Consider the following 16,046-nt stretch of genomic DNA (forward strand, 5'->3'; position numbering starts at 1 on the left):
CGAGTCCGCTCGCCGGGGCTTTCGTGTTCCCGGCTGCGGGGCTGTCCTCCTCACGCCTGCGTCCCGGGCATCCAGGTCGGATCAGGGGAGAGTGCGGCGGAGATCTTCCGGCTGGCCGCACCGAGCTGCCGCGCCTGCGCCGGTGTGAGGGCATCGAAGACGACGCGGCGGATGAGGGCCTGGTGGGCGGGAGTCGACTCCTCGACCTTCCGATGGCCGGCGTCGGTGAGGATGCCGAGGGTGAAGCGCCCGTCCTCCGCGTCGACTTCGCGTCGGACCCAGCCTTTCGCCTCCAGGCGAGTGATGGCGCGGGAGAGCCGGGACAGCGTGCTGTTCGCGTAGCCGGCGAGGACGCTGAGGCGGAGGGTGCGCTCCGGCGCCGAATCGAGGGCGAAGAGGATCCCGTGCTCGAAGTGGGTGAGCCCGCTGTCCCGCTGCAACTGCGCGTCGAGGGCCGCCGGGAGCCGTTCGAGGAGCGTCGCGAGTGCCGACCAGACGTCCATCTCTTCGGCGTTCAAGGGGGCGGGGGAGAGCGGCGACATTCCTCCACCGTAGCGGTTGAGCCATGCTCTTCGCTTGCTTAGGAAAGTGAACAGTGGCTAGTATGACTTGCGCAGGCAAGTCATGCGGGAGGTCCGCTGAAGCGAGAGGGAGACGGATGGAACTGGGGCTGCGCGGCAAGAGGGCGTTCATCAGCGGGTCGAGCCAGGGGATCGGCTATGCGGTCGCGTCCGCTCTCGCTGCCGAGGGGGTCGATGTCGTGATCAACGGTCGTGACGAGGGACGCGTCGACGCGGCGGTGCGCGTCCTGGCCCTCGCTCATCCCGAGGTGACCGTGTCCGGGATCGCCGCGGACTTCACCGATCCGTCGCAGGTGGCGCGGCTGACGGAGCGGCTCGGCGACGTCGACATCCTCATCAACAACGTCGGCCTCTTCGGACTCGCCGACTTCGCGGACGTCGCCGACGAGGACTGGGCGCGCTACTTCGAGGTGAACGTGATGAGCGGCGTGCGCCTCTCCCGAGCTCTCCTGCCGGGGATGCGGGAACGGGGCTGGGGGCGGATCGTCTTCGTCAGCAGCGAGTCCGGCGTCAACGTCCCGGCCGACATGGTGCACTACGGCGTGACGAAGGCGGCGATGATCGCGCTCGGCAACGGGTTGGCCAAGCTCACCCGCGGCACCGGCGTGACGGTCAACACCGTCCTGGGTGGCCCGACATACTCGGAGGGCGTCGCGGCGAGCGTCGCCGTCGTCGCAGCAGCCCAGTCCGTCTCCGTGGACGTGATGAAAGAGGCGATCATCGGACAGAACGCGACCACACTCCTGGAGCGCTTCCTCGATCCGACCGAGGTCGCGGACCTCGTCGTCTACCTCTCCAGCGTCCGGGCCTCCGCGACGAACGGCGCCGCGCTGCGGGCGGATGGGGGCGTGCTGACGGCGATGCTCTGACCCGAGCGCGTCACTCGCCGGGGCCCATGGCTTCCGGTATCCTCGCGGGCATGCCTAGACCCACCCAGACGCCGCAGCGCGAGGCCTTCGGCTCGCGGAACGTGTTCATCCTCTCGGCGATCGGCTCGGCCGTGGGTCTCGGGAACATCTGGCGCTTCCCGTACGTCGCCTACGAGGGCGGCGGCGGTGCGTTCCTCATCCCGTATCTGTGTGCGTTGTTGACGGCCGGCATCCCGCTGCTGTTCCTGGACTACGCGATCGGCCACCGGTTCCGGGGCTCCGCGCCGCTCGCGTTCCGACGCCTGCACCGGGCCGCCGAACCGCTGGGGTGGTGGCAGGTGCTGATCTGCGTCGTCATCGCGGTGTACTACGCCGTGATCGTCGCGTGGGCCGGCATGTACACCTGGTTCTCGGCCCAGCTCACCTGGGGAGCGGGCAACGAGAACGACTTCTTCTTCGTCGACTTCCTGCAGTCGGCCGATGTCGCGGAGGTCGGTCTGTCCGGGGAGTTCGTGCCGCAGGTGGGCCTCCCGCTGATCGCGGTGTGGCTGATCGTCATCGTCATCATGGCCCTCGGCGTCAAGCGCGGCATCGGTCGCGCCAACATGATCCTGATGCCGCTGCTCACCCTCATGTTCGCCGTGCTCGTGGTGCAGGCCCTCTTCCTCCCCGGCGCCCTGGACGGTCTCAACGCCTTCTTCACGCCGAACTGGGAGGCACTCGCCGACCCGGCCGTGTGGGCCTCCGCCTACGGGCACATCTTCTTCTCGCTGTCTGTCGCCTTCGGGATCATGGTGACCTACGCCTCGTACCTGAAGCGCAAGACCGACCTCACCGGCTCGGGCCTCGTGGTCGCGTTCGCCAACTCCGGTTTCGAAATCCTCGCCGGCATCGGCGTGTTCGCGGCCCTCGGGTTCATGGCACAGGCGCAGGGCACGGATGTCTCCGGCGTCGCGACCTCGGGCATCGGCCTCGCCTTCGTCGCGTTCCCGACGATCGTGTCCCAGGCGACCGGCGGGTCGATCATCGGCGTGCTGTTCTTCGGCGCCCTCGTCTTCGCCGGGATCACCTCGATGATCTCGATCCTGGAGGTGATCGTCGCGGCACTGCAGGACAAGCTCGGCTGGGCGCGGGTGCGCACCACCCTCGTCGTCTCGATCCCGCTGGCCATCATCTCCGCCGCGCTGTTCTCCACCACCACCGCGCTGTCGGTACTCGACACCACTGATGCCTTCGTCAACGCCTTCGGCATCATGGCGGTCGCCCTCGTCGCGGTGATCGTCGTGGCCTGGGTGCTGCACAAGCTGCCGCAGCTGCAGGAGCACCTGAACCGCCGTTCGAGCTTCCGCGTCGGCCTCCTCTGGCGCCTGCTCGTGGGCGTGCTGGCCCCGCTCGTGCTCGGGTACCTGCTGATCACCGAACTCCTGACGAAGATCGCGGAGCCGTACAGCGGCTACCCCGGCTGGTTCCTCGGCGTGTTCGGCTGGGGCATGGTCATCGCGTTGGTGGTCGGCGGAGTACTGCTGTCGCTGGTGCCGTGGAGCAGGCGCTCCCGCGCCAAGGACGACGTCGGCTACGACGACTTCCTGGACCAGGAGGAGTACGCCGCCGATCCGGAGACGACGAGCATCGCCGTCCCGGCCGCGCAGACGAAGGGAGCAGGGGCATGACCACCACTGCGATCGTCATGATGATCATCGCCATGGTCACGGTGTGGGGCGGCCTCATCGCCGCCGTCGTGAACCTCGCTCGGCACCCCGAGGTGGAGGACGCCGAGCCGGCGGTGCCGACCGAGCTCTGATCTCCGACCCGATCGCATCGGACCGGGACGATCGGGTGCCGGGAGGGCTGCGGCGACACGATGGTGGGGAAAGGAGGACCCCCGTGATCGGCACGCTCAACGCCCTGGTCGACCTCGTCGACGCGGACAGCGGTCAGGAGATCGACGTCGCCGCGTTCGCCCGCGCGCACGGCACCACCGAGTACCACCTGCGCCGGATGTTCTCGGCGCTCGCCGGGGTGCCGTTGACCGAATACGTGCGGCGTCGTCGGATGACGCTCGCGGGTGCGGAGCTCGCCGCCGGTGCACCGAGTCTGCTCGATGTCGCCGTTCGGCACGGCTACGGCTCGACCGAGGCGTTCGCCCGGGCGTTCCGCGCCGTGCACGGCATCGGGCCGGCGGACGCGCGTCGGCACGGGGGTCCTCTCCGCACACAACCTACGCTCCGGTTCCGCCTGAGCGTCGAAGGGAGCACCCCGATGGATGTCACCATCACCCACCGCCCCGCGTTCGCCCTCGTCGGTCATGCCGCGGAGGTCCCGCTCATCCACGTCGGCGTCAATCCGCACATCCAGGCGCACATCGCCGCCATCCCGCCGGAGGAGCACGCCCGCCTCAAGGCGCTCGGCAACGAGGAGCCCGCGGGCATCCTCGCCGTGACCGCCGACATCGATCCGGATGCCCCGGAGGGGACGCCGCTGACCTACCTGCACGGGGTGGCCGTGCGCGACGACACCGCGGTTCCGGACGAGCTCGACACCCTGCGCGTGGCGGAGGGCACGTGGGCCGTGTTCGGCGCGAGCGGCCCGTTTCCGGAGACTCTGCAGAATCTGTGGGCGGCGACGGCGACCGAGTGGTTCCCGTCGAACCCGTGGCGGCTGCGACCCGGGCCCTCGATCGTCCGCTACCGGGAGTTCACCGGCGACACGGCCTCCTGTGAGCTCTGGCTCCCCGTCGAGCAGAGCTGACCGTGGATCGGGTCGGCCCGTGGGGCTCGACCCGATGTCGGTGCTCTGGGGCACACTGACCGCACGACGACGAAGCGGGGGCAGGCCATGACGGCGACCGATCCGAAGAAGACGCTCGATGCGTACCAGGCGAAACGGGGGACCTTCCGGATCCTCGACGTGCCGCCACTGACCTATCTGATGGTCGACGGCGCCGGAGATCCGAACACCGCTCCGGCCTTCTTCGATGCGGTCGCGGCGCTCTACCCCCTTGCGTACACGCTCAAGTTCGCCAGTCGGGCCGAGCTCGGCATCGATCAGGTCGTCATGCCTCTGGAAGGCCTGTGGCATGCGCCCGACATGGCCTCGTTCACCACGCGACGCGACAAGTCGACGTGGCTCTGGACGCTCATGATCATGGTGGGCGACCACGTCACTCCCGCCCTCTTCGACCGCGCCGTCGAGACCGTCGCAGCCAAGGTCGCGAAGAAGGGGGAAGAGCTCCCGGCGCTGGCCGCCGTCCGGCGGGAGGTACTCGACGAGGGCCTGTGCGTGCAGACGCTGCACGTCGGGCCGTTCGACGACGAGGGCCCCGTGCTGGAGGAGCTGCACGAGCGCTTCGTCCCGGAGAACGGGTTGCGGCTGCGCGGGCGGCACCACGAGATCTACCTCAGCGACCGTCGTCGCACAGCCCCGGAGAAGCTGTGCACCATCTTGCGGCAGCCGGTCGAACGGATCACCTGAGCGCTTCCGCACCGGGCGTCCGGAAAGCAACCCCCTGATTCCGGCGGTCGGCGGCAGATACTCTTCGAGCATGAGCACCGTCAAGCATGCGGCGCGCGTGGCGAAGGACTCCACCGCGTTCCGGCGGACCGCCCGCGCGGGTTTCGTCGTCCTCGGCGTCATCCACATCATCATCGGCGCGATCGCCATCACGATCGCCGCGGGCGGGTCGGGTGACGCCGACCAGGACGGCGCGATGGAGCAGGTGCGCAACAACCCGGTCGGGGGACTGCTGCTGCTCGCGATCGCCGTGGGCCTCCTCGCGCTCGCCGTGTGGCAGGTGGCGAGCGGGTTCCTCGCCGCCGACCCCGCCGAGACGAAGAAGTGGGGCAAGCGTCTCAAGCTCTTCGGCATCTCCGGCACGTACCTCGTGATCGCCGGCCTGGCGCTCGTCTACGCCGTGGGCGGCCGGGCGGAGTCCTCCGACGCCTCGAAGACCCTGAGCCAGGTGGTCCTGTCCGCGCCCGGCGGGGTGGCGCTGCTCGTGGTGATCGGTCTCAGCGTCATCGGTGTCGGCATCGGCTTCATCGTCGGCGGGGTCATGCGCTCCTTCCGCAAGCTCATCGACGTGCCGACCGGAGCCGCCCGTGCCGGAGTGATGGCCCTCGGCATCGTGGGCTACATCGGCAAGGGCATCGCGGTGGGAGTCACCGGCGTGCTGTTCGTGGTGGCCGCTGTGACGCAGGATCCGGAGCGCGCCGCAGGGCTCGACGCCGCCCTGCACAGTCTCCTCACCCTGCCGTTCGGCCGCCTCATCCTCGGGGCGGTCGGCGTCGGCTTCGCGCTGTACGGCGCCTTCTGCATCGTGCGGGCCCGTCTCGCCCGCATGTCCTAGTCCTTCCGCCCGTGCACGACTTCGGAGATCGTCGCCGACGCGCCGCTCGGTAGTCGCACGGCCCGGGGTGTCTCGTCCCGTCTCCGAAGCTGTGCCCGCCCGGAGCCGGACCCGGGCCACGCGGAAGATGGGAGACTGGAACGATGAGCGCTTCTCCCGGAGTCGACGTGATCACCCCGCTGACCGAGACCGAGGTGCAGCGGATCCGCGAGGACTTCCCGATCCTGCACACCCGCGTGCACGGCCACCCCCTGGCGTACCTCGACTCGGGCGCGACGTCACAGCGCCCGGAGTCCGTGCTCGACGCCGAACGCCGCTTCGCCACCACAATGAACGCGGCCGTCCACCGCGGCGCCCACACGCTCGCGGCAGAGGCGACCGAGCTGTTCGAGGATGCCCGCAGCACGCTCGCCCGGTTCGTGGGCGCCGACGACGACGAGATCGTCTGGACCTCGAACGCCACCGAGGCCCTCAATCTCGTCGCCTACTCCCTCTCCAATGCCTCGCTCGGCCGGGGTGGTGCCGCCGCCGCAGGCCTCCGGCTCCGCGAGGGGGACGAGATCGTCACCACCGAGATGGAGCACCACGCCAACCTCATCCCGTGGCAGGAGCTCGCCGCGCGCACCGGGGCCACGCTCCGGGTCATCCCGCTCGACGACGACGGGGCCCTCCGGCTGGATGCGGCCGCGGAGCTCATCTCGGAGCGGACGAAGCTCGTGGCCTTCACCCATGTGTCGAATGTGCTGGGCGTGATCAACCCCGTCGAGACCCTCGTCGCGCTGGCCAGGGAGGTCGGTGCCCTCACGCTGCTCGATGCCTGCCAGTCGGCTCCGCACCTGCCGCTGGACCTCCACGCGCTCGGGGTCGATCTCGCCGTCCTCTCCGGCCACAAGATGCTCGGGCCCACCGGCATCGGCGCCCTGTACGGCCGGCGCGAGGTCCTCACCGCGATGCCCCCGTTCCTCACCGGCGGCTCGATGATCACGACGGTCACGACGACCGAGGCCGAATACCTGCCTCCACCGCAGCGCTTCGAAGCGGGCACGCAGCGGGTGTCCCAGGCGATCGGGCTCGCCGCCGCGGTCGACTACCTCTCCGCGGTGGGGATGGATCGCATCGCCGCGCACGAGGCCGCGTTCGGGCAGCGACTCGTCGACGGGCTCGGGGCGATCGACGGCGTGCGGGTCCTGGGTGCGGGCATCGAGCTGCCGCGCGTGGGGCTCGCAAGCTTCGACGTCGCCGGGATCCACTCGCACGACGTCGGGCAGTTCCTCGACGACCAGGGCATCGCCGTGCGCGTCGGGCACCACTGCGCGCAGCCGCTGCACCGCCGGCTCGGTGTGACCTCGTCGACGAGGGCGAGCGCCTATCTGTACACGACAGCGTCCGAGGTGGATGCCGTCATCGAGGCGGTCGCCGGGGCGATCGCGTTCTTCGGGAGGGGCGCATGAGCGACCTGCAGAGCCTGTACCAGGAGCTGATCCTCGACCACTCGCGCACGCCGCACGGCTTCGGGCTCCGCGAGGAGATCGCGGCGCAGTCGCATCAGCTCAACCCGACCTGCGGCGACGAGATCACCCTGCAGGTGCATCGCGGCGCCGACGGCGACGTGGAGGCGATCGCGTGGGAAGGACACGGGTGCGCCATCTCCCAGGCGTCCGCCTCCCTGCTCGCCGAGCTCGCCGAAGGCCTCACCGTGGACGAGCTCGAGGTGCGCATCGCGGCCTTCCGCGAGGCGATGCGCTCCCGGGGCACGATCGAGCCGGACGAGGAGCTGCTCGGCGACGCCGCGGCCCTCGGCGGGGTCTCCCGGTATGTGGCTCGCGTGAAGTGCGCCATGCTCGCCTGGGTGGCGGCCGAGGACGCGCTCACGCGCCTCTGACCTCGTCCGCTCCTGTCTCGGACCGGGAATAGCGTCGGGCGGCAGACGTTGGCCCGAGCATGACAACTCTCGGAATCATCGGAGCAGGCAACATCGGCAGCCAGGTCGCCCGAGTGGCGGTGGCCAACGGCTATGACGTCGTGATCGCGAACTCGCGAGGGCCGGAGACCTTGGCCGACCTCGTCGCAGAGCTCGGGCCGCACGCGAAGGCGGCGACGGCGGAGGAAGCGGCCGCCGCAGCGGACGTGGCCGTGGTGACAGTGCCGCTGCACGCGATCGATCAGCTTCCCGCCGCACAGCTCGCCGGGAAGATCGTGCTCGACACGAACAACTACTACTTCGAACGCGACGGGCACATCGAGGCGCTCGACAAGGGCGAGACCACCACGTCCGAGCTCGTGCAGGCGCAGCTTCCGGAGTCGAAGATCGCCAAGGCGTTCAACCACATCTACGCCGCGGACATCACGACCGACGGGACTCCGGCCGGTACGCCGAACCGTCGGGCGCTGGCCACCGCGGGTGATGACGCCGAGGCTGTGGCCTTCGTGACCCGCTTCTACGACGAGGCCGGCTTCGACACGGTCAACGTCGGCCCGCTCAGCGAGTCGTGGCGGGTCGAGCGCGACCGTCCGGCGTACGTCGTCCGGCAGAACGCGGAAGAGCTGACCGCGAACGTCGCGCGGGCGAACCGTCTGCCCTGAGTCGGCTCGCGCCTCCGGTCTGGGATACCAAACTTGGCCAATCCCGGGCCGGGGTGCGAGAATGCCCGGATGGCGGGGGCTGTGGGGGTAGGCGGGGAACTCGAGTCGGTCAGGGTCACGAGGATCCTCCGAGACGACATCGTGCTCGGGCGACGCCCTCCGGGATCGCGTCTCGTGGAACGGGACATCGCCGCCGAGCTGCAGGTGTCGCGTCTCCCGGTGCGGGAGGCGATCAGGACCCTGGTCGCGGAGGGCGTGGTGGTCGCACGACCGCGGACGTGGGCGGTCGTGCGGGAGTTCACCCATGACGACATCCGCAACTTCGCCGAGGTGCGGGAGGCGATCGAGACCCTCATCTTCGTCTTCGCGGCCGAGCGGCATGACGCCGCCGGGCTCGCACGCCTGCGGGATGCCTATGAGCGCGAGGCTGCGGCGGCGCGGGCAGGAGACGCCGAGACCGCGCGCACAGCGGCGGCGGCGTTCCACGAGATCGCCGTCGATCTGGCGGGCAACGAGATGCTGGGCGAGCTCATCGCGGTGTTCCTGACCCGCCTGCGGTGGCTGTTCGGACAGCACGACGATCTGGCGGCGATGGCGGACGAGCACCGCGTCATCCTCGAGGCCGTCGCCGCGCGGGACGTCGAGGCGGTGCGCCGGATGGTCCCCGCTCACCTGGCCAGCGGACATTCGGCAGCCGAACGACGGCTGGCGCAGACTGTGACCGGCTGAGCGCGTCCGTCTGCGAAGACACCCCCACCGCGCGGAAGGCCGGTTGTATCCTTGTCCGGTCGGAGTCGGTCCGGTCTGTTCGCGCTGTCCTGGGAAGCGAGATGCGAAATCTTGCTGTCGTCGTCGGGGGAATCCTCCTGCTCGGCGGTGCTGCGCTCCTCGTCATGGCCGACCAGGAGCGTGCCGCGGACGTCGCCGCTGTGAAGGCCGAGATCGCTCGGATCGAGGACGTGCTCGACGAGTCGCAGACGGAGAACCTCGCCCTCGCGGAGCGTCTCACCGAACTCCGGTCCCGTATCGCTGAGCAGGACACCGATCTCTCGGACACGACGGGCTTCCTGCCGTGATGCGCCGGAAATTGGCGGTGACGGTGTCGGTGGCCGTGCTCCTCGCGGCGGCCGTCGTCGCCCGGGCCGACGCGCTGGACCACGAGCGGGCGGAGGCGTTGGCGCAGCTCTCCGTTCTGGCCGAGCGATCGCACGACGCCGCGCAGCGCACCGACCACCTGTCCGGCGCCGTCGCGCAGGCCGAGCAGGACACCGCGGATCGGGCCGCCGTGCTGGCCGTGCGTCCCGCGTTCCTCGAGGAGCTCTCGACGCTCGCGGCCGTCCTCCGTGGTGCGGACGGCAAGGTCGACACCGCGGCGCATCTCGCGTCCGCCCGGTCGGCTCAGGAGACGGTGCGCGCCGAGCGCCACGATCCCGACACCGTGGTCGCGGCGACCGCGACGGTCGAAGCGCTCACGCAGAAGGTCGGCACCGAGGTCGCAGGGTGGCAGGCATCGCAGAGCGCCGGTCCCGGCGGGCCCGCGTGGACGTCGAGCGGGCCGGACGGCTATGCGCGGGTGCGCGCGGCCCTCGACCGGGTGGGCGGCGGGGGCGTCGGGCTGTACGAGTCGTCGTCGTGTGCGGGCGGCACAGCGCCGGCCTGCGCCAACAGCAACGGCTACATCAAATACCGTGCCGACATCACCGGGTGGAGCGACGGACGCCTGAACTGGGCGATGGCGCACGAGCTCGCCCACATCCATCAGTTCCGGGTCTGGGGTGCCCTCACCTCGTCCGGCGCCTACGCGACGATGTTCGGCGGCGATCCGGAGTTCCTGGCCAACTGCATGGCCGTCGTCCGCGGCTTCCCGGGTTCGGTCGGGTGCTCCGGCGAGCAGCAGACCTGGGCCTCCGGTATCTGGGTCGGGGTCGTCCGCTAGCCCCGGCTCGACACGGACTTCGATGTCGGAGGTGTGCGGCATGCTGATCCGGAGCCAATCCGGCCGAGACTGTGCGGCATCGGTACCGGTACGCTCGAGAGAAGGAGGTGCCGGTGGGACGGACTGCGGATGCCATCGCCGAAGGCGTCGCGATCGCGACGGCCGCTGCGCGCCTCGCCGTGAAGAATCACATCCTCATCGGCACCATCGCCGAGGACGGCGTCTTCGACCTCGACAAGTACGTCGAGGATGCCAGGGCTGCTCTCGGCGCGATGGCCGAGGAGTCGGAGGAGGCGGCGGCCACGGTCACCGCGCTGCGCAAGCGCGCCCGCGGTCGGCATTCCGACCCGGTCGGCACCCACGACTACCGCGACCGCGATGTGCGCAATCTCCGGAGGCGGGCGAAGCAGTCGCTCGGCGTCGCGCAGCGTCTGCGCGAGATGATGGATGACCGTGCCCAGCTGGAGAGCATCGTCGAGGAGGCGCGCGCGGCGGCCTGGGCCGACGTGCGGCACAACCTCGACCGTCGACTGCGCGTCGAGGGCATGCGACCCGATCAGGATCCCGACTACGCACGTATGCGTGAGGCGCGGATGCAGGCACTGCGGCTCGTCGACCTGCAGGCGCTCTCCTCGCAGCAGCGGGCCAGGGAGAAGCGGCGGAAGAAGCAGGAGAAGGTGGCCGCGAAGGGGGAGTGAGCCCTCGTTTCGCTTTCCGGTCTCGTCTGTTGTAGGCTGGTCGTCGGCCCGCTGAGCGGTAAAGCACCGCGGGTCCTGCGCCTCTAGCTCAATGGATAGAGCATCTGACTACGGATCAGAAGGTTGGGGGTTCGAGTCCCTCGAGGCGCACACTGTGTTGAGACAGTACGGAAACCCCCGTCGCGGAAGCGGCGGGGGTTTTCGCTGTCCGGGGGCAGGTGCCGCGGTCAGAGCAGGCTGGTGATAGCGGGATCGCGTTCCGCGAGGTCGGCCGCCGTCGCCATGATCGCCGACCGCATCGCGGCGACCGCGACGGCGGGCGTCACGTCGGAGCGGTGGGCGAGGCTGATCGTCCGGGACATCGCGGGGTGGGCGAGACGCGCGGATCGCAGTGCGGGGCGTTCGTACAGCACCATCGCCGGGACCACCGCGACGCCGACGCCGCGCTCGACGAAGCGCAGCACCGCATCCATCTCCGCGCCCTCCAGCGCGAGGGTCGGGGTGAGATCGGCGGCCCGGAAGACGGCGTCCATCGCGGCGCGCAGTTCGTAGCTCTCGTCGAACTGGATGAGCGGGAGCGTGGCGAGGTGCGCCAGGCTCACGGACGAGCCGTGGGTCACCGGAGGGGCCGCCGCCGACGAGATCACCACGAGCTCCTCGGCGAGCAGCGGGACGTGCGTGAGGCTGACCCCTGCCGGCACCGGACCCTCGGACTGGGTCACGAGGGCGATGTCGACCGCGCCGACCGCGAGCTGCTCGACGAGCAGGCGAGAGCCGCCCTCCGTGAGGTGCAGATCGATGCCGGGGTGGGTGGCATGGAACGAGCTGAGAGCTTCCGCCACGAGGCTGATGCACAGGGTGGGCGGGGCGCCGAGTCGCACCCGTCCACGGCGGAGCCCGGCGAGCTCGGCCACCTCGTCGCGGATGGCGTCGGCTTCGGCGAGCATGCGCTGCGCGCGAGGGAGGACCGTCTCCCCGGCCGCCGTCAGGGCGATGTGGCCGCGCGCGCGATGGAACAGCTCGGCGCCGAGCTCGCGTTCGAGGGTCGAGATCTGACGGCTCAGCGACGGCTGGGCGAGGTGGAGGTGCTCGGAGGCGCGGGTGAAGTGGCCGAGGCGGGCGACTTCGACGAACCCGCGGAGCTGCTCGAGGTTCATATCCATAGCGTACCCGCATGGTTTCCAGACGAACTATGCATTGGAGTTATTAGGATCGCCTAACTAGCGTCGAGAGCATGAATGCACCCGAACGTCAGATCTCCACCACGGTCCTCGTGATCGGCACCGGAGGCTCCGGGCTCCGCGCCGCGATCGAGGTGGCCGAGCACGGCTTCGACGTGCTCGCCGTCGGCAAGCGCCCGCGGCAGGACGCCCACACATCGCTCGCCGCGGGCGGCATCAACGCGGCCCTCGGCACCATGGACGCCGAGGACAGCTGGCAGCAGCACGCGGCGGACACGATCAAGGAGAGCTATCTCCTCGCCAACCCCCACACCGTCCAGATCGTCACCCAGGGGGCTGAGCGCGGTATCCGCGATCTCGAGCGCTGGGGCATGGACTTCGCGCGCGAGGGCGATGGCCGCATCTCGCAGCGCTTCTTCGGTGCGCACACCTACCGGCGCACCGCCTTCGCCGGCGACTACACCGGCCTGGAGATCCAGCGGACGCTGGTCGCCCGGGCCGAGCAGCTCGACGTGCCCATCCTCGACAACGTCTACATCACGCGCCTGCTCGTGCGCGACAACGTCATCTTCGGCGCCTACGGCTTCGATCAGGCGGACGGCACGCGCTATCTCATCCATGCGGACGCCGTGATCCTCGCCGCGGGCGGGCACAACCGCATCTGGCGCCGTACGTCGTCACGCCGCGACGAGAACACCGGAGACTCCTTCCGGCTCGCTGTGGACGCGGGGGCCCGGCTCCGGGACCCCGAGCTGGTGCAGTTCCATCCGTCCGGGATCATCGAGCCCGAGAACGCCGCCGGCACCCTCATCTCCGAGGCCGCGCGCGGGGAGGGCGGCATCCTCCGCAATGCCCGGGGCGAGCGGTTCATGGCGAAGTACGACCCCGAGCGGATGGAGCTGTCGACTCGGGACCGTGTCGCGCTCGCCGCCTACACGGAGATCCAGGAGGGACGCGGCACGGAGAACGGCGGCGTCTGGCTCGACGTGTCGCACCTGCCCCGCGAGACCATCATGACCCGGCTTCCGCGCGTCTATCAGACGATGATGGAGCTGCAGATGCTCGACATCACCGCGGACCCGATCGAGATCGCGCCGACCGCGCACTACTCGATGGGCGGCGTGTGGGTGCGGCCGGACGACCACCAGACCGACGTCGACGGGCTGTACGCGATCGGGGAGGCGTCGAGCGGACTCCACGGCGCGAACCGTCTCGGCGGGAACTCGCTCATCGAGCTGCTCGTCTACGGCCGGATCGTCGGGCAGGCCGCCATGGCGCATGCGGCGGGGCTCGACGCCCAACGCCGGTCGGCCGAAGCGGTCGCCGCCGCGCGGGCCGAGATCGACGACCTCCTGGCCGCGGAGGGGCGCGAGAACGTGCGGGCGCTGCAGCGCGCGATCCGCAACCTCATGACGGAGTATGCGGGTGTGGTGCGGTCGGAGGAGGGGCTGAAGGCGGGCCTCGCCGACCTCGACATGATCGAGGGGCGGATGGAGGACATCGGCATCCACCCGGACATCGCCGGCTTCCAGGATCTCGCGCACGCGTTCGATCTCAAGGCCTCGGCGCTCGCCGCCCGGGCCACGCTGGAGGCGGCGCGGGAGCGTCGGGAGACCCGTGGATGCCACAACCGCAGCGACTTCCCGGACACCGATCCCACGCTGCAGGTGAACCTCGTGTGGTCCCCGTCCGCCGGGGTGACCCGCGAGGAGATCCCCGCGATCCCCGACGAGATCGCCGAGCTCATGCGCGACGTCGATACGACCGGCAAGCTCGTCGAGTAGATCCCCGAGACCCCGCTCTCGCGTCGAGACCCCGCCCTGCAGACGTCTGCAGGGCGGGGTCTCGACGGTAGTCCGGGGTCTCGCGGAGGGGTCAGTCGACGCCGAGGCCGACGGCCTCGTGATCCGGTTCCGGGTCGTCGCGCTTCGGGGCCTTCGGCTCCTCGCCGGGGGACTTCTCGGTGCTGGGCTCCTCCAGCTCCTCGGTGCTCGGGACCTCGGCCGGGTCCGCGTCCTCCGGGGAGTTCGCCTGCTCCGGCGTCGTCGCCTCGCCCTCCGAGGTGTCGGACGCGGGGGTCGGCGTGGGGGTCTGCGCCTCGGGCGAGAGCTCGTCGTTCGCGGTCTGTTCGGGAGTGCTGTCGGTCATGATCGTCCCTTTCTGCGATGTCGTGCTCTCAGCCTGCCTCTGCCTCGACACGAGCTGAAGGGCCTTGACGCCGACCCGTCGGCCACGCGGTTAATCGCGGTGAACCGGATCCGCGAAGTCGGCGTAGCCTGGAGGGGTGACTGCGTACGTCTCGGCCTTCGACCTCTTCTCCATCGGCGTCGGCCCGTCCAGCTCGCACACCGTCGGACCGATGCGGGCGGCACTCGACTTCGCGCGCCGGCTCTCCGGCTCCGGCGAGCTCGACCGCATCGCCCGGGTCGAATGCACGCTGTACGGCTCGCTCGGCGCCACCGGCATCGGCCATGGCACCCCGGACGCGGTGGTCGCGGGGCTGCGCGGTCTCGCACCCGAGGCCTGTGACCCGGCGGCGGTGCGCGCGGCCTGGTCCGCCTACCCCGAGGGCGAGCCGCTGCGGATCGACGGCGCCCACGCGGTGCCGTTCAAGAAGGACGACATCGTGTTCGCGCCGCGGACCCGCCTCCCCGGTCATCCGAACGCCATGACGCTCATCGCCCGTGACCGGGACGGAACCATCCTGTTCGAGCAGACGTACTACTCGATCGGCGGCGGGTTCATCCGGCGCGAGGGGGAGGAAGCGCAGCTCTCCACCGGCGCCTTCCCGCACCCGTATGCCGATGCCGCCTCGCTGCTCGCCCTGTGCGACGAGCTCGGACTGTCCATCGCGGAGGTCGCCCGCCGCAACGAGACGGCGCTGCGGAGCGAGGAGGAGGTCGCCGCCGGCCTCGACGCGATCTGGGATGCGATGTCGGGCTGCGTGGACGCGGGGCTCCACGCCGACGGGGTGCTTCCGGGCATGCTGCAGGTGAAGCGCCGCGCCGGCACGATCCGCGCACAGCTCGAGGCGGTCGAAGCCGAGGGGCACCGAGAGCTGCCCGGCGAGTGGCTCGGCGCGTTCGCGCTGGCCGTGAACGAGGAGAACGCGGCGGGCGGGCGCGTCGTGACAGCCCCGACCAACGGCGCGGCGGGCATTCTCCCCGCGGTGGCGATGTACTGGTGGCGCTTCCTCGCCGACTCGGGGCTCGGCGCCGGGAACGCGGTGACGCCGTACGGGGAGCTCGTCGGCAGCGCGCTGCTCGGGTTCGACGGGGCCCCGCCGCCCGCTCCCGCACTCGACGGGGAGGACGCGGAGATCGCGGAGGCCAATCGTCGCCGGGGCATCCGCCGGTTCCTGCTGACGGCCACCGCCCTCGGGTCGCTGTTCAAGGCCAACGCCTCGATCTCCGGCGCCGAAGGCGGGTGTCAGGCCGAGGTCGGCTCCGCGTGCGCGATGGCCGCGGGTGGGCTCACCGCGGTGATGGGCGGCACGAACCGGCAGATCGAGAACGCCGCGGAGATCGCGATGGAGCATCACCTCGGCCTCACATGCGACCCGATCGGCGGACTCGTGCAGATCCCGTGCATCGAGCGCAACGCGATCGCCGCCTCCACCGCGGTCACCGCCGCACGTCTCGCGCTCCGCGGCGACGGGAGCCACTATGTCTCGCTGGATGCCGTCGTCGAGACGATGCGCCAGACCGGTCTCGACATGTCGACCAAGTACAAGGAGACCAGCGAGGGCGGTCTGGCGGTGAACGTCATCGAGTGCTGACCTCGCCGACCCACCCCCTCTCGTGCGCCCCGGCCCGTTGCGTGCGCATGAAGAGGGGTGGCAGGCACACAGAGG

Annotated in this window: 18 protein-coding genes and 1 tRNA gene; 16 read left to right on the plus strand and 3 right to left on the minus strand. The window is 70.4% G+C overall.

The window, feature by feature from the left end; all coding sequences use genetic code 11:
* Window positions 1-50 precede the first annotated feature (50 nt).
* On the minus strand, window positions 51-542 hold the full coding sequence (locus RI211_RS03140) for a MarR family winged helix-turn-helix transcriptional regulator (RefSeq protein ID WP_187663241.1): 492 nt from the start codon (window positions 540-542) through the stop codon (window positions 51-53).
* Between the two features lie 116 nt (window positions 543-658).
* On the opposite strand from RI211_RS03140, the gene RI211_RS03145 reads away from it, so the two are divergent.
* The 14 genes from RI211_RS03145 (at window position 659) to RI211_RS03210 (ending at window position 11,162) form a co-directional block, all read left to right on the plus strand.
* The gene (locus RI211_RS03145; protein WP_315637192.1) at window positions 659-1,450 is read left to right on the plus strand and encodes an SDR family NAD(P)-dependent oxidoreductase; all 792 of its coding nucleotides are present in this window, start codon (window positions 659-661) and stop codon (window positions 1,448-1,450) included.
* A gap of 50 nt (window positions 1,451-1,500) precedes the next feature.
* Window positions 1,501-3,120, plus strand: a complete 1,620-nt coding sequence (locus tag RI211_RS03150) for a sodium-dependent transporter (RefSeq protein WP_280569294.1) — start codon at window positions 1,501-1,503, stop codon at window positions 3,118-3,120.
* Entirely contained in the window at window positions 3,117-3,251 is a 135-nt protein-coding gene (locus RI211_RS03155) for a methionine/alanine import family NSS transporter small subunit (protein WP_187663244.1), read from the plus strand. The genes RI211_RS03150 and RI211_RS03155 overlap by 4 nt, the downstream gene beginning before the upstream one ends.
* 83 nt (window positions 3,252-3,334) lie before the next feature.
* Window positions 3,335-4,198, plus strand: coding sequence for an AraC family transcriptional regulator (locus tag RI211_RS03160; RefSeq protein ID WP_315637193.1), 864 nt, complete (start codon window positions 3,335-3,337; stop codon window positions 4,196-4,198).
* A gap of 87 nt (window positions 4,199-4,285) precedes the next feature.
* Complete coding sequence (locus tag RI211_RS03165; protein WP_315637194.1) at window positions 4,286-4,921, plus strand: GyrI-like domain-containing protein; 636 nt, start codon at window positions 4,286-4,288, stop codon at window positions 4,919-4,921.
* 70 nt (window positions 4,922-4,991) lie between these two features.
* A complete protein-coding gene (locus tag RI211_RS03170) occupies window positions 4,992-5,795 on the plus strand; it encodes a DUF1206 domain-containing protein (RefSeq protein ID WP_315637195.1) in 804 nt (267 codons plus the stop codon).
* A gap of 143 nt (window positions 5,796-5,938) precedes the next feature.
* Complete coding sequence (locus RI211_RS03175; RefSeq protein WP_315637196.1) at window positions 5,939-7,246, plus strand: SufS family cysteine desulfurase; 1,308 nt, start codon at window positions 5,939-5,941, stop codon at window positions 7,244-7,246.
* Entirely contained in the window at window positions 7,243-7,677 is a 435-nt protein-coding gene (gene sufU, locus RI211_RS03180; protein ID WP_187663249.1) for a Fe-S cluster assembly sulfur transfer protein SufU, read from the plus strand. Before RI211_RS03175 ends, sufU begins: the two co-directional genes overlap by 4 nt.
* A 59-nt stretch (window positions 7,678-7,736) precedes the next feature.
* A complete protein-coding gene (locus RI211_RS03185; protein ID WP_315637197.1) occupies window positions 7,737-8,378 on the plus strand; it encodes an NADPH-dependent F420 reductase in 642 nt (213 codons plus the stop codon).
* Between the two features lie 69 nt (window positions 8,379-8,447).
* A complete protein-coding gene (locus RI211_RS03190; protein WP_315637198.1) occupies window positions 8,448-9,107 on the plus strand; it encodes a GntR family transcriptional regulator in 660 nt (219 codons plus the stop codon).
* Window positions 9,108-9,208: 101 nt separating this feature from the next.
* Entirely contained in the window at window positions 9,209-9,454 is a 246-nt protein-coding gene (locus tag RI211_RS03195; RefSeq protein ID WP_315637199.1) for a hypothetical protein, read from the plus strand.
* Window positions 9,454-10,314, plus strand: a complete 861-nt coding sequence (locus RI211_RS03200; RefSeq protein ID WP_315637200.1) for a hypothetical protein — start codon at window positions 9,454-9,456, stop codon at window positions 10,312-10,314. The genes RI211_RS03195 and RI211_RS03200 overlap by 1 nt, the downstream gene beginning before the upstream one ends.
* 113 nt (window positions 10,315-10,427) lie before the next feature.
* Window positions 10,428-11,012: an asparagine synthase gene (locus RI211_RS03205; RefSeq protein ID WP_187663254.1), complete on the plus strand. Its 585-nt coding sequence runs from the start codon at window positions 10,428-10,430 to the stop codon at window positions 11,010-11,012.
* 77 nt (window positions 11,013-11,089) lie between these two features.
* A tRNA-Arg gene (locus RI211_RS03210) sits at window positions 11,090-11,162 on the plus strand.
* 77 nt (window positions 11,163-11,239) lie between these two features.
* Here the strand turns inward: RI211_RS03210 and RI211_RS03215 are convergent.
* On the minus strand, window positions 11,240-12,175 hold the full coding sequence (locus RI211_RS03215; protein WP_370428368.1) for a LysR family transcriptional regulator: 936 nt from the start codon (window positions 12,173-12,175) through the stop codon (window positions 11,240-11,242).
* Between the two features lie 71 nt (window positions 12,176-12,246).
* Between RI211_RS03215 and RI211_RS03220 the strand changes: the two genes are divergently transcribed.
* Window positions 12,247-13,977, plus strand: coding sequence for an L-aspartate oxidase (locus tag RI211_RS03220; protein WP_315637201.1), 1,731 nt, complete (start codon window positions 12,247-12,249; stop codon window positions 13,975-13,977).
* Window positions 13,978-14,068: 91 nt separating this feature from the next.
* Here the strand turns inward: RI211_RS03220 and RI211_RS03225 are convergent, their stop codons facing one another.
* Window positions 14,069-14,341: a hypothetical protein gene (locus RI211_RS03225; protein WP_315637202.1), complete on the minus strand. Its 273-nt coding sequence runs from the start codon at window positions 14,339-14,341 to the stop codon at window positions 14,069-14,071.
* A 136-nt stretch (window positions 14,342-14,477) separates the two neighbouring features.
* Between RI211_RS03225 and RI211_RS03230 the strand changes: the two genes are divergently transcribed.
* On the plus strand, window positions 14,478-15,971 hold the full coding sequence (locus RI211_RS03230; protein ID WP_315637203.1) for an L-serine ammonia-lyase, iron-sulfur-dependent, subunit alpha: 1,494 nt from the start codon (window positions 14,478-14,480) through the stop codon (window positions 15,969-15,971).
* The last annotated feature ends 75 nt before the right edge of the window (window positions 15,972-16,046 follow it).

Source organism: Microbacterium meiriae, from assembly GCF_032364335.1.
Lineage (GTDB): Bacteria > Actinomycetota > Actinomycetes > Actinomycetales > Microbacteriaceae > Microbacterium > Microbacterium meiriae.